Origin of the sequence: Clostridium sp., from assembly GCF_051654825.1 — a bacterium.
Taxonomy (GTDB): domain Bacteria; phylum Bacillota; class Clostridia; order Clostridiales; family Clostridiaceae; genus Clostridium.
The window spans coordinates 25,152-48,146 of the sequence record NZ_JBOFYU010000232.1; the positions used below are offsets into that span (position 1 = coordinate 25,152).

Consider the following 22,995-nt stretch of genomic DNA (forward strand, 5'->3'; position numbering starts at 1 on the left):
AAAGAATAAATCAAAAATATCTTAATATAGAATGAGGAATTTAAATGAAAGCAAAAAAAATAAAAAAAGACTTATTTAAGAGAAGCTATTCGAAGGGACGAGCTATTCATATAAGTTTTGCAGTAGCAGCTATATTTTCTGCCTTAATTTTAAGATTGGGTTATATAATGATTGTTAAAGGCGACGAGTATAAGGATATGGCAGAATTTCAATGGAATAGTAAGGTAAAGGTTGAAGCAAAAAGAGGGGATATTACTGATAGAAATGGAGTATTACTAGCAACATCTATAGATATGTATAGAGTTGATTTAGATTTAAATGCAGTAAGAATTCATTCAGAGGATGAAGGCGTTTCTATGGATGATATTGCAAAGCAATTAGCAGATGCAGGTAATTTAGATTTTAACGAAGTAAAGAATAAGTTAGATTCTAAAAATGAAGATGGTACACCGGCATCATTTGCTACTCTTGTAAAAGGTGTTGAAAAAGATGTAGCGGATAGGATAAAGGCTTTAAAAATTTATGGAGTTGTAATTGGAGTTAATCAAAAGAGATATTATCCAAACAATACTTTACTATCTCATGTTTTAGGTGGAGTAAATTTAGATAGTCAAGGAATTAATGGTGTAGAATTACAGTATGATAATGAATTAAGTGGTATTCATGGATATAATATTGCTGAAGTTGATGGTAGCTTAAGAGAATTACCTTATAAAAAAGCTCAAAGCACTACGCCTGTTAATGGAAAGGATGTAACTTTAACTATAGATGAAAACATGCAATTAATTGCTGAAAAAGTAGCAAAAGAAGGCATGGATAAAAACCTAGCAAAAGAAGTTTCAATATTAGTAATGAATCCTAATAATGGTGAAATCTTAGCAATGGTTAATAAACCAGATTTTAATCCAAATAATCCATATGAGGAATATGAAAGATTCCCTGGTGAAAACGATAGTGAAAAACTAAATAATATGTTTAAAAATAGTTTAGTAAGTAACTCCTTTGAACCAGGTTCCACTTTTAAAACCATTACTATGATTGCTGCAATTGAAGAAGGTTTAGTAAGCGAACATGATACCTTTAATTGTACAGGAGGAGTTAAATTCGGAGATATAACAGTAAAGTGTTGGAATACTTCAGGTCATGGTGTACAAACAGTACCTGAAATATTACAAAACTCTTGTAATGTAGGATTTATGGAGTTAGGTGCAAGGCTTGGTAATGAAAAGTTAAAAGAATATATAGATAAACTTGGATTTGGAGTTCCATCTCCAATAGACCTTCCTAATAGCGCTGAGGGTATAGTTAAAGAAGCTAGTGATATGAGTGAGATGGATTTAGCAACTATAGCATTTGGACAAACTAACACTGCTACGGGAATTCAATTAATGACTGCTTTTAATGCTATTGCTAATGGTGGAGATTTAATTCAACCCCATATAATGAAGGAAGTTTCGTATAAAGATAAAAATGGAACTAAGATAATAACTGATACATTTAATCCAACAATTACAAAAGATGTACTAAGTGATGAAAGTACTGCTACATTAAGGGATTATTTAGAAGTGACAATTAACCAAGGTGGACCACCTGAAACATTTATGAAGGGATATAGAATAGGAGCTAAGACAGGTACTGCAGAAAAAGTTGATCCTGAGACAGGAAGTTATTCAAGCACAAAATATATACCTTCTGTAGTAGGATTATATCCTGTGGAAAATCCTCAAATAACTATATTTATAAAAGTTGATGAACCTAGTACTGGTCAATACTATGGTGGAACTGTTGCAACACCTTTATTAAAATCTTTAATGAATGAATTGCTTCCATATATGGATTCACAAGTATATAAGGAACGTAACGAAGGAAGTGTAAAGGTAATTGTTCCAGAGCTTAGAGGAAAAAGCAAGGAAGAGGCTAAAAGATTATTAGCAGAATGTAATCTTAAGGTAGATGAAAGTAGTTTACTTTCGAATGTAGTTAATATGTCTCCAATTCCAGGAAGTATTGTTACAGAGGGTTCAATAATTACATTAGATTCAAATGAAAAAAATGATACAGCTACAAAGATTATAATGCCAAATGTGGTAGGGAAAAGCCTTGAGGATGCAACTGTATTATTAAATAGACTAGGAATTCAATTTGTAACTAATGGAACTGGTCAGATATATCAACAAAGCATTGGTGAAGGTAAAATAATAGATAATAATGTAAAAGTTAAGTTAGACTTAAGATAGAAGGGGATAAGGTGAGAGATGTAGTGTTAAAAAATAAAACAGCTATAAAAAACAATAGTATAAAAAGTAAAATGGGAAATATAGATTATAGCCTTTTATGGGTTATAATTATACTTTTAAGTATTGGTGCAATTATGGTTTACTCAGCAAGTTCATATTATGCATTATATACTGAGGGAAGTAGTGCTCATTTTATGATAAAAGAAATGATATGGGTTGTTGTAGGATTCTTAGGTATGATGTTTACAATGTCAATAGACTATCATAAATACAAAAAAATAACTCCTTTATTATTTATAGTGACTATATTAGTTCTTATTGCAGTATTGTTTGGTCCGTCTATAAACGGTGCAAAAAGATGGATAAGACTAGGACCACTTTCCTTTCAACCTTCTGAGCTAGCTAAATATGTAGTTGTTTTATATTTAGCTATGCATATAGATAAAAGTAAATTTAGAATAAGAAAGTTTTGGTCAGGAACTATTTTCTATTTAACAATGGCAGGTATATTTGCAGGTTTGATTTATTTAGAAGAAAACCTTAGTATTACAGCTATAGTTTGTATGGTTGCATGGATAATGGTTTATGTAGGTGGTGCAAAAAAAAGTCATGTTTTATCTCTTGTTCCGGCAGGGGTAGCAGTCGGGCTTATAGGGATATTTTCTTCATCATATAGAATAAATAGATTTACAAGTTTCTTAGACCCATGGAAGGATGTTAGTGGTAATAGTTATCAATTAATTCAATCCTTTTATGCTTTAGGATCAGGTGGAGTCTTTGGCGTAGGTTTTGGGGAATCAAGACAAAAAGCTTTATTTATGCCTGAACCTCATAATGATTTTATTTTTTCAATCATAGGTGAAGAACTTGGATTTATAGGATGTTTATTCTTGATTCTTTTATTTTTATTTATAGCTTTTAAAGGAATTAATATTGCGATTACAGCTAGAGATAATTATGGATTATTATTAGCAGTAGGAATAACATCAGTTATAACTATTCAAGCAATAATAAATATTGCTGTTGTTACAGGTTCAATGCCTGTTACTGGAGTTCCAATGCCGTTTGTAAGTTATGGAGGAACATCGTTAGTATTTAATATGTCAGCAATGGGCATTTTATTAAATATATCTAGACAAAGAAAACAAGCTCAATAGTATTATAAATTAAAAAACCTTATGAAATAAAGATTTCAAAATCTATATATTTCATAAGGTTTATTTTTATGGTTTTAAAGATGAAAATATTACTTATCTATTTTCCTAATTAAGAGGAAATAAAGTACCTATGAAAAGGTTTTTAAAATATATATACTAAATATTGTAAAAGATTATTTTAGGGGGAGTTAAATTGAATTTTTTATCAAAGAAATTAGCATCATTAGTTATGCTAACTACAATGGCTACATCTTTAGTACAACCTGTAACAACTATGGCATATGGGAAGGATAAAACTGTTAAAATGCTAGGTAATGCACATATAGATGCTGCTTGGCAATGGCGAGTAGAAGAAACTATTAGAGAATGTGAAACAACTTTTAAGAGAGCATTAGACCTAATGGAAACTAATCCAGATTATAAGTTTTCTGCATCATCTGCACAATTATATGCATGGACAGAAGAGTATTTTCCAGAAATTTTTGAGCGTATAAAAGGTCAAATAGATGCTGGAAATTGGGATGTTGTAGGTGGCCAATGGGTTGAGCCTGACTTAAACGTTTCTAGTGGTGAAGCTTTAGTAAGACAATCTCTATATGGTCAAAACTATTTTGATGAAAATTTGGGAGTTAAATCAACAGTTGGTTGGGTACCTGATGTATTCGGTTTCAATTATAATATGCCACAAATTTTATCAAAATCAGGAATGGACAATTTTATTACTACAAAATTAAATTGGCAGGATACAAATAAATGGCCACATGAAATATTTAATTGGCAATCACCTGATGGAAGTTCTGTTTTGGCTTACAAACCAAAACATGACTATGTATGGAATGGTGGAGATTTAAATAATAAAAATAAATATAATGAACTTTTAGATCAACCAGTAAGTAAAGGTGTTGATACTGCAATAGCTTTATATGGAGCAGGCGACCACGGTGGTGGACCTAATCAAAATGACTTAAATGGAATTAAAAATGTTAATTCTATGGCTGATGCCCCTAATATTGAAATGACATTAGCTCAAGAAGCATTTGATTCATTAAGAGGTGATATTGAATCTAATCCTGAATCAAATATACCTACAGTTGATAATGAATTATATAATGAATTCCATAGAGGAACTTATACTACTTCAGGTATGATTAAGAAATATAATCGTATGGGAGAAATCCTTGCAGAAGAAGCTGAAAAATTTGCATCATTAGCTTATTTATTAGATGGAATAGAATATCCAAAGGAAAAAATAGAACAAGCATGGAAGATAATAGCTTTAAATCAATTCCATGATATTTTACCTGGATCATCAATTCTTGGAGTTTATTTAGATGCATTTAATGATGCTGAAATAGCATTAAACTTGTTAAATGCAGTTAAGGAAGATGCTTTAGGATCTTTAGCTTCAAAAGTTAATACTGAAGGTGCTGGAATACCAGTAGTTATCTTTAATCCATTATCATGGGATAGAAATGAATATATAGAAAAAGATATAGTCTTTGAAGAAAATGTAAGTGATGTTGAGATTAAAGACTCTGAAGGTAATATAATTGAAAGTAAGGTATTAAGTGTAGACGGAAGAACTGCAACTGTATTAATAAAAGCAAGTGTTCCTGCTACTGGCTATGCAGTATATAGAGCAGAATCTAAGGAAAATACTTATGTTGTAGAAGATGGAGTAAAGGCTGATTCAGAAAATAACACCTTAGAAAATAAATTCTTTAAGGTAACTTTAAATCCTGAAACTGGTAATATTTCTAGTATTATAGATAAGAGAAATGAAAATAAAGAAGTGTTAGAAGAAGGGCAAGAAGCTAATGAGTTAGTTATACTTGAAGATACTCCAAGAAATTGGGAAGCTTGGGATGTAGATAAGGACGATATGAATGCTGAAGCTACTAAAATAAACGGATTAACAGGAATTGAATTAATAGAAGATTCCTCTTCTAAGGCTACATTTAAGGTAAGTAGAGAGTGGGGAAGTTCAAAATTTGTTAGTTATGTAACCTTATATTCTGACGAAGATAGAATAGATATTAAAACAGATGTTGAATGGAATGAACTTAGAAAAGTTCTTAAGGCTTCATTCCCATTAAGTGTTAACCCAGATAAGGCTACTTTTGAAATTGCTTATGGGTCAATAGAAAGAGATACTTCATGGGAAAATAGAACTACTGGTGGTCAATTTGAGGTTTCAGGCCATAAATGGGCTGATATGACTGAAGGTGATTATGGTGTAAGTATATTAAATGATTCTAAATATGGTTGGGATACTTTAGATAATAGAATTAGGTTAACACTTTTAAAAGCAGCTGCTGACAATGGTGGTTTAACAGATAGAAACAAAAAGCATGAAATTAATTATTCAATTTATCCTCATGCTGGAAACTGGAATGAAGCTGAAACGGTTAAGGAAGCGTATAACTTTAACTATGCTATGGATTCAGTTCAAACAACATCTCATGAAGGTGAATTAAACAACACTAAATCTTTTGCAAGCTCAGACTCAAAAAATATTATAATTTCTGCTATTAAAAAAGCTGAAAAGAGTGATGATATAATAGTAAGATTATATGAAGCTGAAGGTAAGGAAGGATCATCAGGAACAATAACATTACCTAGCGAAATAGAATCAATAGAAGAAGTAAATTTAATTGAGGATTCATTAGAAGGAAGTACATCCCCAGAAGTAGATGGAAACAAATTTACTACTACCTTTAAAAAGCATGAAATAAAGACATTCAAGGTTAAATTAAAGGATTTAGAAGGTAAAAGGGATACTAAGGTTAAATCATATCCAATTGATTTAGCAAGTGCTTATAATCTTGATGGTATTAGTACAGATTCAAATAGATTGGATGGGGATTATACAGGAACTAAAGAATCTATCTCTGCAGAACTATTACCTGATTCAATAAGTAGTGAAGGTATTAAATATGTATTTGGACCTAAGGCTGATGGACAAAATAATATAGTTAAGGCTGAAGGTCAAACAATAGACTTACCAAAGGAACAACATGATGCATTGTACTTGTTAGGAAATGCAGCAGGGGCTGGAAAGGCCGATGGTAAATTTATAGTTAATTATACAGATGGTACTTCAACAGAAAAATATTTATCTTTTGTAGATTGGCAAGAAGAAGTAGGTCAATATATGGAGACTTTTGTTCATAATACTATTGGATTAAGATTAACTCATACTCATAAAAGTGGTAAAAATACATTAGATATAGATAATAATATGTACGTTTATCAATTAAAGCTTGATCCTAGTAAAGTAGTTGACACTATAGTTTTACCAGATTCAAGTGCAATAAAGGTAACTGCAATGTCATATGCTGATGGTGTAGTTCAGACTTCAAAGGATACAGAAGCACCTACAAAGGTAGAAGGATTTGAAGTAACAACCCCATTTAAGCAATACTCAAGTTATGTAGATTTAAAATGGAATGAATCAAGTGATAATGTAGGGGTTAAGAGATATAAGGTATATAGAGCTACTAAAGCAGATATGTCTGATGCAAAAATAATAGCAAGAACAGAAGATGCTGAATATAGAGATTTAGACGTAGCTCTTCCACAAAGATATTATTACTACGTAAAAGCAGAAGATGCTAGTGGTAATACTGGTGAAAGTTCAGAAATTAAAGCTGTTTTAGCTGGGGCTAATATAGCTGTAGGTAAATCAGTTACAGTTGATGGACAAATGAATGATAGAGAAGCTGGTCCATTAGCTGTAGATGGAAACTTAAATACAAAATGGTGCTTTAATGATGGTAAAGATACAGCTCACTGGATTAACATTGATTTAGGTGAAGTAACTCCATTTACAGGAATCAATATTCATCATGCTGGAGCAGGTGGAGAAAATTCAAGCTGGAATACTAGAGATTATAGAATTTTAATAAGTAATGACAATGAAAACTGGGAAGTTTATGAAGAAGTTAAAGGAAATGTTGATGATGTAACTAAACATGATAAAAATGCTGAAGCAAGATATGTTAAGTTAATAGTAGATAAGCCAACCCAAGGTAATGATGTAGCAGCTAGAATTTACGAAATAGAAGTTTTAGCAGAAGGAAATAATGATTTAGTTGAGTTACCTCCACAAAGCTCAGTAACTGAATTTAACTTTGAAAGAGGTTATAGTAGCTTAAGGATGAACTTTACACCAGTAGAAGGGGCTGAATATTATAAAGTTTTATATGGAACTACAAATAATGTAGATGAAATGACTGTTGTTGATAAGGTAACTAACTCATATTTCGATTTAACCGAAGTTGAAAAAGGAAAAACTTATTATTTCCAAGTTGTACCTGTTAATTTCTATGGTGAAGGACCTAAGTCTGATATAAAAGAATTTAAGGTAGAATTAGAAGGAAATATTATCAATGATTTAAGTAAGTATTATAATTTAGATGGAATGGCAAGTGGAAATGGAAATAAAGCAGATGGATGTTTTGATGGTCAAGCGTGGCTTTATGATTCAGATTTAATTCCTGACTTATTAAAAGTTGGAGATGTTGAATTTAAAATAGGATCAAAGGCAGATGGTGATAGTAATGTCATTAAGAGTGTAGGTCAAGAAATAGAGTTAAATAACGTAAATGCAACAAATGTATATTTATTAGGTTCAGCTTGGAGTGGTCCAGCAACTGGTAAGTTTAAAGTAAATTACGTAGATGGAACATCTGTAGAAAAGAATATAACTATGTCAGATTGGTGTGCTACATCAAAGGACAATGAATCAGAAATTTTAGCTCTTGATATGCCACATAGATTGTATAATGGAAGAACTAACCCTGATGATGCAAATATACAAAGTATTAGAACTGCAATGAATATGTATCATATCTTACTAGATTCTAATAAAGCTGTAAAGAGCATTACATTACCTAATAATGAAAAGATGAATATCTTTGCTATAAGTACAGGAAGTGCTATTAAGGATATAGTAGTTAGTAAACCAACAAATTTAAAGGCAGAAACTACTAAAAACGAAGTTAAATTAACTTGGAACACTCCAGAAAGCAAGGATTCTTTAAAGGAATATGTAGTTTATAAAGATGGTAAGGAATGTAAAACTGTTCCTGCTGGAACTAATGAAATCACTTTAAATGAGTTAAGAAGTAATACTATTTATGGATTTAAGGTTACTGCAAGATATATTAACAATGAAGAATCAAAACCTATTTCTATAAATGTAAGAACTAGTAAGTAAGTGAAAAAGTAATAGTGAATAGTGTAAAGTTAAAAACTAGTAATATTCACTGATATAAGTGTACACCTTTATTGTTAATTTAATAATAGTTATTAGATTAGAAAAAGGTGAAATTAAGAGAACTGAATAAATAAGTGGAGCCCTATCAAAATTAATTTTGATAGGGCTCTCTTTTATAGTTAATATAAAATTTTTTACATGGTATTAATTATTTCCTATGTGAAGAGGAAATTTAATAACTATGGTAGTAAATGATTTCAAAATATAATTAAGGTATAAGATAAATGGAGGTGTATTACATTGAAATTAAAATTTTTATCAAAAAAACTAGCAGCTCTTGTATTTGCGACTACGATGGCTACTACTATGATAAATCCGATAATTACACAAGCTTATGATAAATCAAAAACTGCACATATGCTAGGAAATGCTCATTTAGATGTGGCATGGAACTGGAGAATTGATGAAACTATTAGAGAATGTAAAACTACTTTTTCAAGAGCTATAGAAAATTTAGACAAGTATGATGATTATAGATTTTCACAATCACAAGCACAATTATATGCATATACACAGGAATATTTTCCAGAGTTATTTGAACAAATAAAAGATAAAATAAATGAAGGAAAATGGGATGTTACAGGGGGACAATGGGTAGAACCAGACTTAAATGTGCCTAGTGGAGAATCACTAGTACGACAATCATTATATGGACAAAAATATTTTAAGGAAAATTTAGGTGTTCAATCTACAGTAGGTTGGGTACCAGATGTATTTGGATTTAGCTATAATTTTCCTCAAATTTTAAAGAAATCAGGAATGGATTACTTTATAACTACTAAGTTAAATTGGAATGATACAAATAGATGGCCTCATGAGGTATTTAATTGGCAATCACCAGATGGTAGTTCGGTATTATCATATAAGCCAACAACAGATTATAGCTGGAGTGGTGGAGGATTTGGTTCATCTGGAGCATATGATAAGGTTTTAAACCAACCAGTTCAAAGAGGGTTAAGTACTGGTATTGCATTATATGGTAATGGAGATCATGGTGGTGGACCTACTAGTACAGAAATTAATGGAATACTAAGTACTAAAAATAATCAAAATATTGCTAATGTAGAAATGAGCTTAGCTGAAGATGCATTTAAATCATTAGAAAGTGATATTAATTCAAGTGAAGGTTCAAATGTTTCTACAATAGATAATGAATTATATTTTGAATATCATAGAGGAACTTATACTACAGCTTCTCAAATGAAAAAATATAATCGTGATAGTGAAATACTAGCTGAAATAGCTGAAAAGTTTGCTTCTGTAGCATTTTTATTAGGAGCTATTGATTATCCAGCAGAAAAAATTCAAAAAGCGTGGGAAATAACAGCTTTAAATCAATTCCATGATATTTTACCTGGATCATCAATACATGGTGTTTATTTAGATGCATATAATGATGCTGAAATAGCATTAAACTTTTTAAATGCAGTTAAAGAAGATGCTTTAAATACTTTAGCTCAAAGAATAAATACTACTACAACTGGAGTACCAGTAGTTTTATTTAACTCATTATCTTGGGAAAGAAATGAATATATAGAAAAGGAACTAGTTTTTGATAATGAGGTTTCAGATGTAGAAATAAAGGATTCCAATGGAAATGTAGTAGAAAGTAAAGTTGTTAATATAGAAGGGAATAAAGCTACTGTATTATTTAAAGCGAGTGTACCATCTATGGGATATTCAGTTTATAGCGCTGAAGTAAAAGAAAATTCTTATGTTGCTGAAAATAATGTTACAGCAAGTTTAGAGGATTATACATTAGAAAACCAATACTTTAAGTTAACTTTAAATCCTGAAACAGGTAATATAAGTAGCATAATTGATAAGAGAAATGATAATAAAGAAGTCTTGGAAAATGGAAAAGAAGCAAATGAACTTAATATTTTACAAGACAAGCCATCAGGTTATGAAGCATGGGAATTAGATAAAGATGATATGAATGCTGAAGCAACTGTTATAAATGGTTTAACAGGTATAGAGCTTGTAGAGGATAATGGTTCTAAAGCAACATTTAAGGTATGGAGAGAATGGGGAGAATCAAAATTCAGTAGTGAAATTACTCTTTATGCAAATGAAGATAGAATAGATATTAAAACTGGTGTAGATTGGAATGAGCTACAAAAATGTCTTAAGGTAGCCTTCCCTTTAAGTGTAAGTCCAGAAAAGGCTACTTATGAAGTTGCTTATGGAGCAATACAAAGAGATACATCATGGGAAAATAGAACTACAGGAGCACAATTTGAAGTGTCAGGACATAAATGGGCTGATATGACTGAAGGAGATTATGGTGTAAGTATCCTAAATGATTCTAAGTATGGTTGGGACGTTTTAGATAATAGATTAAGATTAACACTATTAAAGGCATCTAGTGGTCGTGGTGGTGAAAGTGATAGGGGAGCTTATCATGAAATAAATTACTCAATTTATCCACATGCAGGATCATGGAATGATGCAGATACAGTTAGAGAAGCTTATAACTTCAATTATGATATGGATATAATGCAAACTACATCACATGAAGGGGCACTTGAAAAGAATAAATCATTTGTTTCTTCTGATACTAAAAATGTAATAGTTTCTGCGGTTAAAAAAGCTGAAGAATCTGATGATATAGTTGTAAGATTATATGAGTCAGAAGGGAAAGCAGGAACAAAGGCTAATATATCATTACCTGCTGAAATAGAAAGTATAGAGGAGGTAAATTTATTAGAAGAGCCTATTACTAATACTTCTACTGAATTTAATGGAAATACATTCTCTACAGAACTTAAAAAGCATGAAATTAAGACATATAAGGTTAAATTAAAAGAAATGCCTAATAGCATGAATACAAAGGTTAAATCATATCCAATAGATTTAAGTAATGCTTATAATATAGATGGTATAAGTACAGATGGTAATAAGGCTGATGGTGATTATTCAGGTAAAAAAGAAGCCTTATCGGCTGAGTTATTAGGTGATTCAGTTATAAGTGAAGGTGTATCTTATAATTTTGGACCTAAAGAAGATGGAAAGAAGAATGTAATAAAGGCTGAAGGTCAAGAAATAGAACTTCCTAATGAAAAGCATGATGGGTTATTTATATTAGGAAACTCAGTAAATTCAAATTTAAGTGGAACTGTTATTGTAAATTACAAGGATGGAACTTCAAAAGAAGAACATTTACAATTTAGAAATTGGAAGGAAGAGGTAGGAAGCTTCTTAGATACCTATATAACAAATACAATAGGAGCAAGATTAACTCATACTCATACACCAAAGGAAAATACACTTGATATTGATAATAATCAATATATTTATAGAATCAGCCTTGATAATACTAGGGAAGTAGAGAGTATTACAATGCCAAATGCAGATGGAATAAGAGTTACGGCAATGAGCTTTGTTGATGGCGCTACATTTAATGAAGAGGATTTTGAATCTCCATCAAAGGTTGATGGGCTTGCTGTAGAAACTCCATATAAGATGTATTCTAATGAAGTATATTTAAATTGGAATGCATCAACAGATAATGATGAGATAGCAAGATATAGAATTTACAGAAGCAATAAGGCAAATATGGAGGGTGAAGTTTTAATAGCTAGAACTAGTAATACAGAATATACTGATAAAATATCCTCTTCTCCTGATGCTTATTACTATAGGATTGTTGCAGAAGATATTTCAGGTAATACAGCTGAGGCTTCAGAAGTAAAAAGTGCATTAGCAGGATCTAATGTTGCATTTAATAAGAATGTTACAGTTAGTAGCCAAGTTAACACAAATGAAGGTGGACCTAAGGCTGTAGATGGTGATTTAGGAAGTAAGTGGTGTGCTACATCAGGAAGTAAGTGGCTAACAATTGATTTAGGAGAAGAAACTGATTTTGGTAGCGTAGTTATTAGCCATGCAGAAGCAGGGGGAGAAGGATCAGATTGGAATACACGAGACTTTAAAGTATTAATTAGCAATGACAATCAAAATTGGTCAGAATATGATGTTGTAAGAGGAAATACTTCAGCTATTACAACTCACAAAAAGGATGCAAAAGCAAGATATGTTAAATTACAAGTAGATAATGGTGGTAAAGATGGTGTTGCTAGAATTTATGAAATAGAAGTTTTAGCTAATCCTACAAATGATATTAATGATTCAGTTCCAGGAGAAGGAGCTACAATAACGTCTATTAATAGAGGATTTAAAACAGTTGGATTAAATTATAGTAAGGTAAGTGGAGCAGAAAAATATAAAATATTATATGGTACTTCAGATAATATTGAAGAAATGAAGATTATTGATGATGTACAAGTTAATTCAGTAACCATAAGAGATTTAGAACCAAATAAAACTTATTACTTTAGAGTTATAGGAAAGAACTACTTCGGTGAGGGTCCATCCTCAGAAGTAGGAAGTATCTTTATACCAAATGAAGAGTATGCTTCAGTTAATTTAGATACTAACTATAATATGGACGGTATAGGAAGTGGAACTAAAAATAAGGCTGATGGTAATTTCGATGGAATTGGATGGGCTTATGATGGAGATTTAATAGATAGTCAATTAAAATATGATGATTTAGAATTTACAATAGGACCAAAGGATGATGGTGAGAATAACATCGTCAAAGCACAAGGTCAAACAATAGCTCTTGAAGAGAAAATTTCATCATCTATTTATATTTTAGCCTCTGCAAATAATGGTTCTCAAAATGCTAACTTTAGAGTTAATTACACTGATGGTACATTTACTGAAAAAGAAATATCAGTTAATGATTGGTGCTCTGCATCAAAAAATGATAGTTATGAAGTTTTAGTTTTAGAAAATCAACACAGATTATATAATGGCGGTGGTAATCCAGATTCAGCATCAATCGATAATAAAAAGGTTAGTATTAATATGTATCCAATGACTCTTGATGAAAACAAAATTGTTAAGGATATTACTTTACCAAATAATGATAAAATAAAGATATTTGCTATAAATACAGGAAATATTAAAAATAATGAGGAAATCATAGTAGCTAAGCCAAGCAATTTAAAATCATCATCTACAAATAGTACAGTTAACCTAAGATGGGACTCTCCAACTAGTGTAATTGGATTAAAAGAATATGTTGTATACAAAGATGGAAAAGAATTCATGACAGTTCCTTCAAATTCTAATGAGTGTACAGTTGAAAATCTAAGAGCTAATACTATTTATGGATTTAAGATTGCTGCAAGATTTAATAATAATGAAGAATCTAAACCAGTATCTGTTAATGTAAGAACTATTAAGTAGGTAATAAAAAAGTTAATTAGGTGGTTATACAATTTTTGTATAACCGCTTATTATTTTAATAGTAATTGTTATAAATTTACCCATATTAAAGGAAAATAACTAACTATGCCAAAATTAATTTACAATATATACTAGTTATATACTAAAAAATTAATATACCTGTTATTTGGATAAGAAAGGAGTCAATAATGGAAAATAATTTATTTGATGTAACGTATATGGATCTAAATCTAGTTACAAAGGAAAAAGAAGAAACTATAAGACATTTAGCTAATTTACTTGGTAAAAGAACTAGCAATGTAAATAAATATGTAGAAGATGTATTAGAAAGGGAAATCATATCAACAACAGGAATTGGAGATGGAATAGCAATTCCACATGCTAAGTCTAAATGGATCAATAAATCTACAGTTGTTATAGGAAAGAGTAATGAAGGAGTAGAATGGGAGAGCATGGATAATGAGCCAGCAAAAATGATATTCCTTATAGCAGTTCCAGAAGGAGAAGGAAATGAACATTTAAAAATTTTACAAGTATTAGCTGTAAGCTTAATGGACGATGATTTTAGAGGAAAAATAGAGAAATCAAATTCAAAGGAAACTTTAGCTGCTCTATTAAAACAAAGAGTTTCTTAAAAAGAAATTATAAAAATTGAGTTTTTTTGTCAATTTATAGTCTATTTTGCATATAGTATAGTATAAACAATTTATTGTATTTAGAAAGGAGTATTATATTATGTATACTTGTAGATGTTCAAATGAAAGCTTTAATGAAAGTGAAAGTTATGGAATGGAATCATCAGGATTTGAAATGGAATCATCAGGATTTGAAAAGGAAAGTATGAGCCATAGATGTGAAATCAGCATGGAACCTAAATGTTCTGAAAAATCAGAATGTGGAAGAGGACCTGTAGGATGCCCAAATCCTTGCAAACCTCCAAAGGGACGTGTTAGAAAGTTTGACAAACATTTCTCAATAAATGGAAAAGAATTCTCAGTTGTAAACAAAAATTTCTATAACAATTACTATTCAAGATATAATCATATTCATGTAACAGACGTTAATTATATTAAAGATTTTGTTCGTGATTATAATATTTATCACTATCATACTAAAACTATTTATTGTGGATGCAAATATTTAGGAGCAACTACTTTAGTAGCTAAAGATGGCTGTGGAAAGATGCATAAACACTGCTGTTAGTTAAATTTTATAATATTTTAATAAATGAATATGTGTAGAGGTTTATCCTCTACCATATTCATTATAATATATCCTTTCTATGCAATGAAAAGCCCAATTTAGAAAACTAAATTGGGCTTTTAAATTACTATTATCCTAATTAAAGATGTTAGCATATAGTAAAATATATATTATTATTTAGTAAGGAGTTTAAAGATGAATACTTTAATGATAAATCAAAATTATATACCTAGAAGTCTAAATACTAAGCAAAACCAAATTAATTTAAATGGTAAATCTAAAAGTAGAGAGATTGTGGTACAAGGAAGAATCAATTATATTAATAGAAACAATTATTATGCAAAAAATTATTCCAGATACACACATTATTATGTAGTAGATTACAAAGATGTTTACGGAAGATTTATATGTAGAAGATTTTTTTGTAGACCTGCAATGGTTGTCTATAATGGAAAAAGATATGTAGTTTCAACTATTGGCAACAATAAATATAATTTTAGGTATTAATAATAACATTAGTATAAAGGGGGTTTCTTCTTTATACTAATGCCTTTCTAAATAATAAAAGCTCAATTTAACTTTTACATAAATTGAGCTTTATTTTTATCCTAATAAGGATTTAACCATAGGATTTATCTTAGATCTATCAAATTTACCATTTACCTTAGGCATAATGTCTTTCATTATTTTACCCATATCAGCAGCAGTGTAATTATTTGATTCTATAATTTCCTTAAGCATTGCGGAAACTTCTTCTTCGCTTAATTGAGCTGGTAAATAAGGAGTTAATAAGTTAATTGCAAAATTTCCTTCTGCGATTTTTTCTTCATTACCTAATTGTTCAGCATATTGTAGAGCTTCTTTAATTTGTTTTAATTGTTTTTCAATTATTTTTATAATACCTTCATCAGATATTGTTTCTCTTTCATTTACTTCAAAGGCTTTAATATCAGCATTAACTAATCTTAATACACTTACAGTAGCCTTATCTCTAGCCTTCATTGCAGCTATTTCATTTTTCTTTAATAAATCCTTTAACATTTAAGTAACCTCACTTTATTCTTTTTTATGATAAAATAAGATAAATTATCATATATATACATATTATACAAAAGAGTTCTTTTTATGTTAAGTACTTAATTAAATTTATATAGTATAAAAGAGGATGATTAATTAAAATCATCCTCTTTTTTTAGCTTTTTAAATTTGAAACAACACATTTTGAAATTAACAACTCAATTTCTTCTGAATTCAAGTGAACTTGTCCAATGCTTCCATGTCTAGAATCTACTCTTAAATCTGAATGAAAATCAGATCCAGCAGTATAAATCCATCCTTTTTCTCTTGCTATGTTTTTGAAGTGTTCAGTATCAATACTAGAATTTTTAGAATAAATAGCTTCTATACCATCAAAGTTTAAATTTAAAACTTGATTCAAGATTCCACCTTTAATTCTTATTGGATGTGCTAAAACAACACATGCACCAAAATATCTTAAAAAATCTATACCTGTTTCTGTATCTAATTTAGCTTTATTAACATTTTTTCTATCAATATTTTCATAACTATTTCCTATAATTGCTTGCAGAGACCTAATATTATGCTTTTTTATATATCTAAGGCAACGTGAAAAATCTTTATCCTTATATATATCATTTGTAAAATATCCTAGGATATGAGTTTTTTTACCATTAAATCTTGTTGAAAGTTCCATACCTGGAATTACCTTAACTCCAAGCCATTCACCAGCCTTAATTGCCTCTTCTACTCCATTAGTAGTATTGTGGTCAGTTATAGAAATAACATCTAAGCCACTTTCTTTAGCCATTATTACTACTTCTGTTGGAGTATAATCACCATCTGATTCAATAGTATGCATATGAAAATCACCTTTTGTGTACATTCTTATCTCCATATTGTAATTAATATAGTATATTGTATTCACTACTACAACAAAAAGTAACATTAAATTATATATATATTAAACCTTTTTTAAATTTATCATATAATATATTTATAGAAGACTTTAAAGAAGAGGAGATATATGATGATTAAAGAACTAGAAAATAAATTCAATAATTATGAAGCATATATTAATGGATGGCAAGAAATGAAACGTGCCTCAATTGCTATATTAATAGTAGAAAATAATAATAAGGATTATATAGTTTTTCAAGTACGATCAAAGAATATGAGAAGTCAACCAGGTGATATTTCATTTCCAGGAGGAAAAATTGATAAAGGTGAATCACCACTAGACGCAGTAAAACGAGAAGTATATGAAGAATTAGGTTTAGAAGAAGATATGTTTAAAATAATTGCACCATTAGATGTATTAACTACTCATTATGACCTTCTTATTCACCCTTTTGTAGGTTATATAAAAGATATAAGTAAAGTTAAAATTAGCGAAGATGAGGTTGATCATATATTTTTAGTTCCACTGGAATTTTTACTTACTCATAAACCTTTAATTTATGATAATGAAATAATTGTTAAAAGAAATGAAAGCTTCCCTTATGAATTAATAAATAATGGAAAACAATATAAGTTTAAGGGTGGAAAGTATCCTTCAATATTTTATATATATAAAGATTATGTTATTTGGGGAATTACAGCAAAGATACTTCAAAACTTTCTATTAATGTATAAGGAATTATAGGTATAAGTCATTAATAATATTTTATTAATGACTTATTTTAATATTTTATAAAATCAATGAATATGTTTATTAGTAACACTAATATAATTAAGTATATAAAAAAATAGAATGGGGTGAGGGAAATGAATGGCAATTATGATAGAGAATATATAGATAATAAGCTTCAAAAAACTTATTTCTATAGTAAAAAAGAAGTAGAAGAAATATTATCAAACATAAAAGAAGGAACAAGTGATATAGAAATAGATTATTTATTTAAAGCAATGGATTTATTCAAAAATATTAATTCTGATAATTATGCAAACATAGATCCCTTAAATGAAATTGATAATATATTAAAGTATTATAAACATCCAGAAATATATATTATAAAAGCTCATATACAATCCTTTAAAGGAGTTAGTAATAATATAATAAAAGAGGTGTCTACTAAAAAAGAGTTTATAAATCTAGCAAGAACTTGGAAAGTATATGGAGAAATAGAAAAAAGTAATTTACTTGAAGGAAGATTAAGAATAGATTCTAAGTTTGAAACTTCTAAAGAAAGTGCAATAGACAAGCTTAAAAGAGCTTTGGTATTAGATCCTGAAAATAGTAAAACTAAATGTTCTTTAGCATCTTGCTATAAATTTAACTCAAGTTATGGAAAAACATCAAACGAAGATTTGTTAGAAGCTAAAAAACTTATTGAAAGTATTTTAGTTAATTCTAAAAATAATATTGAAATAAAAAAGACCTGCATTATTTATAGTGATATTCTATATGAATTTGGAGTTAACTCTGTTAATAACAAAGATAAGTTTTATTTCTATTCATTAGCATTAAATGAAATAGATAAAGCCATAAATATTGACTTTAAAGAAGATTCTTCTGCTCATATGAAAAAATGTCAAATAATAAATGAGTTATGCACTATAAAAATAGAAGAAAAGGATTATGAAGAAGCAGTTAAGTTTGCAGAACTTGCAAGGATAGAAGCAATTAACCATCGGCCTACTAAATCAAAGGAAAAAATAAGCGAGGATAGTTATTATAGAAGGCTTTTATATGCATATGTTCATTTAATTAAAGTATATACTGAGCTCAATGATAGAGAAAAAGTAAATTATTACTACGGAAACTTATATATAAATTATAAAATTTTCAAAAACCTTCTTTTAAGCGAAAAAAATGAAAATATAAAGGACTATTTATTTAAGAAATATCGAATAGAATTAGATGTAGATGATGAATCCTTTAAAGACCAAGGTATTATAAGAGAAATTTATCAATCAAAAGAAGGAACTACAATAATTTTATTAAGTTTAAATAAAGATAATAATGATAAAATAATCTTAAGGAAAAAGAGGCTTTCTAAGGCCGACTATGATAAATTTAATTTTGCTAAAGAAAATAAACAAGTTGTTGAGTATTATTTATATACAAATGAAGTTAAAAATATAAAAAGCCCAAGAAAGATAAGGTTAACAGATAAAACTGTAGATGTAGAAATTAAAGACCTAGATATGCGTCAGATACTTAACGGGGTAATATACAAAGTTATTAAGACTCATGGTGATAGATGGATAATGTATGTTGAAGAAGAGGAATCTAAAATTCACTATAAAATGCATTGCTATAATATTTTAGAGTCAGAAATACCTTACGAAACACTTTTAGATGATTATCAAAATCAAAATTATTATATTAAATTTAGAGAAGGTATAAAGGTAGGTTATTATATTACAGGAACTGAAGGAAAGATTTATTTGAAAAAATAGTTATAAAGCTGTATATTAATGTATAGTAAATATACAGCTTTATAATAAAAAAAGGTTTTTTTGATAATTTATAGAATATTTAGGTTATGTAGTAAAAATCTATAAATTAGGAGTGATTTCATATGAAGAAAACGATAATAAATATTTTAATTTGTGGCCTTGTAATAGGATCTTTAGGAAGTAGTGTCTATTTTTATACAAAATCAACTAACTTACAAGTAAAATTAGATGAATCAACTGCTCAAGTAAATGAATTTAACAATTCTTTTACTAACTTATATCATAAGTTAACATCTTTAAATAAATTTACTTTTGAAGAAAAAATAAATAGCGGTGAAGAGTTTTATGTATATATAGGTAACCCTTCTTGTAAGGATTGTGATGCTTTTGAAGAACCATTTTTAGAGCTAATTGATGAATATGAGTTAGATAAAAAATTATATTTTCTTAACTTAAAAGAACTTTATTTAAATAAAGATGATTTAAAAGTATTTAGAGATAAATATGAGATGTTTGGAACTCCAAGCTTAGCAAAATATTCAAATGGAAAGCTAGATAATAAATATGAATGGAGCGAAGAAGAGGACTTTTCAGTAGAAGGTGCTTTAAAATGGTTTGAGGATAATAAATTGAAATAACAAAATTAGTAAAGCTGTAAATTAACAAATTATTTTATTAGAAATGAGGGCTAAAATGGATATTGACAAAATACTACATGTAGCAACATATGCAGGAAGAATTATGTTAGAAAGCGGTGGGGAGACATATAGAGTTGAAGAAACTATTAATAGAATTTGTAAGGTATATGGGGTAGAAGACTCAGATAGTTTTGCAACACCAACAGTAATAATAGTATCAGTTTCAAAAGATGGACAAACATATTCATTAGTACGAAGAATTTCAAATAGATCTGTTGATTTACATAAAATACATTTAGTAAATGATATCTCAAGAGGTGTTCAAGGAAATAATATTTCTATAAATAAACTTGAGGGGATGTTAAAGGAAATAGATCATGGAAAGAGATATTCTCTTAATACAACTTTATTATTTTCTGCTTTAGGAGCCTTTGGATTTGTATTTTTATTTCAAGGCTCTCTTAAGGATGCTATATCAGCATTTTTTATAGGATTAATAATTAAATATATTACAATAAAGGGTGAAAGTATTGAGATAAATCAATTCTTTATTAACAGCATTTCAGCAGGGGCTTTAGCTTTACTTGCAATTATATCTATTAAGCTTGGATTAGCAGATAATATGGACAAGGTTATTATAGGATCTATAATGCTTCTTGTACCTGGTTTAGCTATTACAAATGCTATTAGAGACACTGTAGCAGGTGATTTAGTATCTGGATTAACTAGAGGGGCAGAAGCCTTTTTAATAGCCATTGCTGTTGCAATTGGAACAGGATCAGTTCTTAGCTTTTGGATGAGTGTTTTTGGAGGAATTTAAGATGATATTAGAAGTATTTTCAGCATTTATTGCATCATTAGGATTTGGTATATTATTTAATATAAAAAATAAGAATTTAATTTTTGCAGCATTATGTGGTGCATTAGGATGGTTTGTTTATAAAACATGTATTATGATAAATCTTTCTGAAACAATGGCATTATTTTTAGCTTCTGTTGCTTTAAGCTCATATTCAGAAATTTTTGCAAGAATATTAAAAACACCTGTGACAACCTTTGTTATCTGTGCATTAATCCCCTTAGTTCCAGGGGGAGGAATGTATTATACAATGGTAGAAGCAATTACAGGTAATATTATGAAGTCTTTAGAAACAGGTATTCAAACCTTAGCAGCAGCTGGTTCTTTAGCTTTAGGTATAATATTTGTTTCTACAATAACAAAATTAATTATTAAGCATAAAAAAAATTAAATAATAAATATAAGTATTGAATAATTCAAATACTCATAACATATACATTAATAAAACTATAAAGAGAGGTATATGTTATGAGTATTTATATTTTAATTGAATATGTAGAAAAGTGTTTAGAACAAGGTAAAGAGCCATCATTTGATGGATTAAAAGAATATAAAAAAACAGGTATTGAGAGGTAGTAATTTTGGGCATTAAAGGTCTATTTATTAAAAAATATTTATCATTTAAAGATATTCAAAAAGATGAAAACACTTTAGATTTAGTTTTTAGTAAAAAAATAAGTATTGAAGAAAAATATAAGGTATATGAATACTTATTAATGGAGTCATTAAATTTATTAAGTGGAATAAGTGATGTAACAATAAATTATGATAATAATACTATTACTGTTAAGCATGATAACAAAGTAATAAGTAAAGGGAAAATAGTTAGCTGGGTTAATATTTTAATAGATACTATAGTAGAAAACTTATCTTTTATAGAAGATAACTGGGAATCTAATGAGGAAATAGTAATTAATAAAATTAAAGAGATACTAGAAATTAAAAAGCTTACTTTTAAATAAAGTTTATGTTTTATTCATAAACTTTATTTTTTTAGAAATAAATATGTAAAAGCAATCATATAACTTATATGTAAATAAATATTTGTGAGGTTAAAATGAAAGCTAGAAAATCTTTTTTAAAACTACTTTTTTGGGTCACCTTAGCTATACTGTTTAATATATATGTATATATTACTCGTGGACAAAGAGCAGGTATAGAATTCTTAGGTGGATATATAATTGAAATGTCATTAAGCTTAGATAACTTATTTTTATTTTTAATGATATTTTCTACCTTCCATGTTGAAGAAGAATATCAAGAAAGAATACTTAAGTTCGGAATTTTTGGTGCTATGATTCTAAGGTTAATTTTTATCTTGCTTGGAGTAGGGATAATTCATAAATTTCATTGGGTATTATACATATTTGGAGGACTTTTAGTTATAAGTGGCTTTAAGATGTTATTAGATAAACATGAAACAAAAGTATCTACAAACAACGTATTAGTTAAATTAATAAACTGTATTATACCAATAACTGATACAATTCATGGTGATAGGTTTTTTGTAAAAATGAATAACATTTTATATGCAACACCATTGTTTGTAATCTTAGTTATAATAGAATCATCAGATGTAATATTTGCACTTGATTCAATACCAGCTATATTTTCTGTTACTACAGATACATTTATAGTTTATACATCAAATATATTTGCTATATTAGGATTAAGAAGTATGTATTATATCCTTCTTAGATTAAATAATATGTTTAGATATATGAAGCATGGTGTAGCATTTATATTAATGTTTACAGGACTTAAATTAATATTATTATTCTTTAATATAGAATTATCCGTTTTAGTATCTATTTTAATGATAGTTATTATATTATTAACAAGTATTTTATTTTCTTTAATATTTGATGATGGACATAGAAAATATAGACATTAAATTAGAAATAATATTCTGAAACTATTGAATTTACTAAAATATTTT

General features: G+C 28.7%; 16 protein-coding genes. 14 read left to right on the plus strand and 2 right to left on the minus strand.

Going from position 1 to position 22,995, the window contains the following annotated elements; translation table 11 throughout:
* The first annotated feature begins 44 nt into the window (after nucleotides 1–44).
* From ACRDBA_RS13920 to ACRDBA_RS13950, 7 genes are all read left to right on the plus strand, one after another.
* Nucleotides 45–2,237 carry a stage V sporulation protein D gene (locus ACRDBA_RS13920; RefSeq protein ID WP_438573528.1) on the plus strand — a complete coding sequence of 731 codons (2,193 nt, stop codon included), beginning with the start codon at nucleotides 45–47 and terminating at the stop codon, nucleotides 2,235–2,237.
* A 71-nt stretch (nucleotides 2,238–2,308) separates the two neighbouring features.
* Nucleotides 2,309–3,394, plus strand: a complete 1,086-nt coding sequence (gene ftsW / locus ACRDBA_RS13925) for a putative lipid II flippase FtsW (RefSeq protein ID WP_438573552.1) — start codon at nucleotides 2,309–2,311, stop codon at nucleotides 3,392–3,394.
* A 193-nt stretch (nucleotides 3,395–3,587) separates the two neighbouring features.
* A complete protein-coding gene (locus tag ACRDBA_RS13930) occupies nucleotides 3,588–8,615 on the plus strand; it encodes a glycoside hydrolase family 38 C-terminal domain-containing protein (protein ID WP_438573529.1) in 5,028 nt (1,675 codons plus the stop codon).
* A 300-nt stretch (nucleotides 8,616–8,915) separates the two neighbouring features.
* On the plus strand, nucleotides 8,916–13,934 hold the full coding sequence (locus ACRDBA_RS13935) for a glycoside hydrolase family 38 C-terminal domain-containing protein (RefSeq protein ID WP_438573530.1): 5,019 nt from the start codon (nucleotides 8,916–8,918) through the stop codon (nucleotides 13,932–13,934).
* Nucleotides 13,935–14,122: 188 nt separating this feature from the next.
* The gene (locus ACRDBA_RS13940) at nucleotides 14,123–14,569 is read left to right on the plus strand and encodes a PTS sugar transporter subunit IIA (protein ID WP_438573531.1); all 447 of its coding nucleotides are present in this window, start codon (nucleotides 14,123–14,125) and stop codon (nucleotides 14,567–14,569) included.
* A 100-nt stretch (nucleotides 14,570–14,669) separates the two neighbouring features.
* On the plus strand, nucleotides 14,670–15,137 hold the full coding sequence (locus tag ACRDBA_RS13945; RefSeq protein ID WP_438573532.1) for a hypothetical protein: 468 nt from the start codon (nucleotides 14,670–14,672) through the stop codon (nucleotides 15,135–15,137).
* Nucleotides 15,138–15,332: 195 nt separating this feature from the next.
* On the plus strand, nucleotides 15,333–15,644 hold the full coding sequence (locus tag ACRDBA_RS13950) for a hypothetical protein (protein ID WP_438573533.1): 312 nt from the start codon (nucleotides 15,333–15,335) through the stop codon (nucleotides 15,642–15,644).
* Nucleotides 15,645–15,740: 96 nt separating this feature from the next.
* Here the strand turns inward: ACRDBA_RS13950 and ACRDBA_RS13955 are convergent, their stop codons facing one another.
* Both ACRDBA_RS13955 and ACRDBA_RS13960 read right to left on the minus strand, forming a co-directional pair.
* Nucleotides 15,741–16,178 carry a GatB/YqeY domain-containing protein gene (locus tag ACRDBA_RS13955; RefSeq protein WP_438573534.1) on the minus strand — a complete coding sequence of 146 codons (438 nt, stop codon included), beginning with the start codon at nucleotides 16,176–16,178 and terminating at the stop codon, nucleotides 15,741–15,743.
* 151 nt (nucleotides 16,179–16,329) lie between these two features.
* A complete protein-coding gene (locus ACRDBA_RS13960; RefSeq protein ID WP_438573535.1) occupies nucleotides 16,330–17,040 on the minus strand; it encodes a PHP domain-containing protein in 711 nt (236 codons plus the stop codon).
* A 141-nt stretch (nucleotides 17,041–17,181) separates the two neighbouring features.
* On the opposite strand from ACRDBA_RS13960, the gene ACRDBA_RS13965 reads away from it, so the two are divergent.
* From ACRDBA_RS13965 to ACRDBA_RS13995, 7 genes are all read left to right on the plus strand, one after another.
* Complete coding sequence (locus tag ACRDBA_RS13965) at nucleotides 17,182–17,799, plus strand: NUDIX hydrolase (RefSeq protein ID WP_438573536.1); 618 nt, start codon at nucleotides 17,182–17,184, stop codon at nucleotides 17,797–17,799.
* Between the two features lie 122 nt (nucleotides 17,800–17,921).
* Nucleotides 17,922–19,559 (plus strand): hypothetical protein, encoded by a 1,638-nt coding sequence (locus tag ACRDBA_RS13970; RefSeq protein ID WP_438573537.1) that lies wholly within the window; start codon nucleotides 17,922–17,924, stop codon nucleotides 19,557–19,559.
* A gap of 122 nt (nucleotides 19,560–19,681) precedes the next feature.
* A complete protein-coding gene (locus ACRDBA_RS13975) occupies nucleotides 19,682–20,197 on the plus strand; it encodes a thioredoxin family protein (RefSeq protein WP_438573538.1) in 516 nt (171 codons plus the stop codon).
* Nucleotides 20,198–20,252: 55 nt separating this feature from the next.
* A complete protein-coding gene (locus ACRDBA_RS13980; RefSeq protein WP_438573539.1) occupies nucleotides 20,253–21,017 on the plus strand; it encodes a threonine/serine exporter family protein in 765 nt (254 codons plus the stop codon).
* A gap of 1 nt (nucleotide 21,018) precedes the next feature.
* Entirely contained in the window at nucleotides 21,019–21,447 is a 429-nt protein-coding gene (locus tag ACRDBA_RS13985) for a threonine/serine exporter family protein (RefSeq protein WP_438573540.1), read from the plus strand.
* 190 nt (nucleotides 21,448–21,637) lie between these two features.
* On the plus strand, nucleotides 21,638–22,018 hold the full coding sequence (locus ACRDBA_RS13990; RefSeq protein ID WP_438573541.1) for a hypothetical protein: 381 nt from the start codon (nucleotides 21,638–21,640) through the stop codon (nucleotides 22,016–22,018).
* Between the two features lie 95 nt (nucleotides 22,019–22,113).
* Nucleotides 22,114–22,950, plus strand: coding sequence for a TerC/Alx family metal homeostasis membrane protein (locus ACRDBA_RS13995; protein ID WP_438573542.1), 837 nt, complete (start codon nucleotides 22,114–22,116; stop codon nucleotides 22,948–22,950).
* The last annotated feature ends 45 nt before the right edge of the window (nucleotides 22,951–22,995 follow it).

Excerpts from the sequence above, each read along its gene's own strand:
- ACRDBA_RS13950 (WP_438573533.1), top strand. The coding sequence starts at position 15,333 with ATGAATACTTTAATGATAAATCAAAATTATATACCTAGAAGTCTAAAT.
- ACRDBA_RS13975 (WP_438573538.1), top strand. The coding sequence starts at position 19,682 with ATGAAGAAAACGATAATAAATATTTTAATTTGTGGCCTTGTAATAGGA.
- ACRDBA_RS13960 (WP_438573535.1), bottom strand. The coding sequence starts at position 17,040 with ATGTACACAAAAGGTGATTTTCATATGCATACTATTGAATCAGATGGT.
- ACRDBA_RS13955 (WP_438573534.1), bottom strand. The coding sequence starts at position 16,178 with ATGTTAAAGGATTTATTAAAGAAAAATGAAATAGCTGCAATGAAGGCT.
- ACRDBA_RS13970 (WP_438573537.1), top strand. The coding sequence starts at position 17,922 with ATGAATGGCAATTATGATAGAGAATATATAGATAATAAGCTTCAAAAA.
- ACRDBA_RS13920 (WP_438573528.1), top strand. The coding sequence starts at position 45 with ATGAAAGCAAAAAAAATAAAAAAAGACTTATTTAAGAGAAGCTATTCG.
- ACRDBA_RS13980 (WP_438573539.1), top strand. The coding sequence starts at position 20,253 with ATGGATATTGACAAAATACTACATGTAGCAACATATGCAGGAAGAATT.
- ACRDBA_RS13995 (WP_438573542.1), top strand. The coding sequence starts at position 22,114 with ATGAAAGCTAGAAAATCTTTTTTAAAACTACTTTTTTGGGTCACCTTA.
- ACRDBA_RS13940 (WP_438573531.1), top strand. The coding sequence starts at position 14,123 with ATGGAAAATAATTTATTTGATGTAACGTATATGGATCTAAATCTAGTT.
- ACRDBA_RS13985 (WP_438573540.1), top strand. The coding sequence starts at position 21,019 with ATGATATTAGAAGTATTTTCAGCATTTATTGCATCATTAGGATTTGGT.
- ftsW (WP_438573552.1), top strand. The coding sequence starts at position 2,309 with ATGGGAAATATAGATTATAGCCTTTTATGGGTTATAATTATACTTTTA.
- ACRDBA_RS13965 (WP_438573536.1), top strand. The coding sequence starts at position 17,182 with ATGATGATTAAAGAACTAGAAAATAAATTCAATAATTATGAAGCATAT.
- ACRDBA_RS13945 (WP_438573532.1), top strand. The coding sequence starts at position 14,670 with ATGTATACTTGTAGATGTTCAAATGAAAGCTTTAATGAAAGTGAAAGT.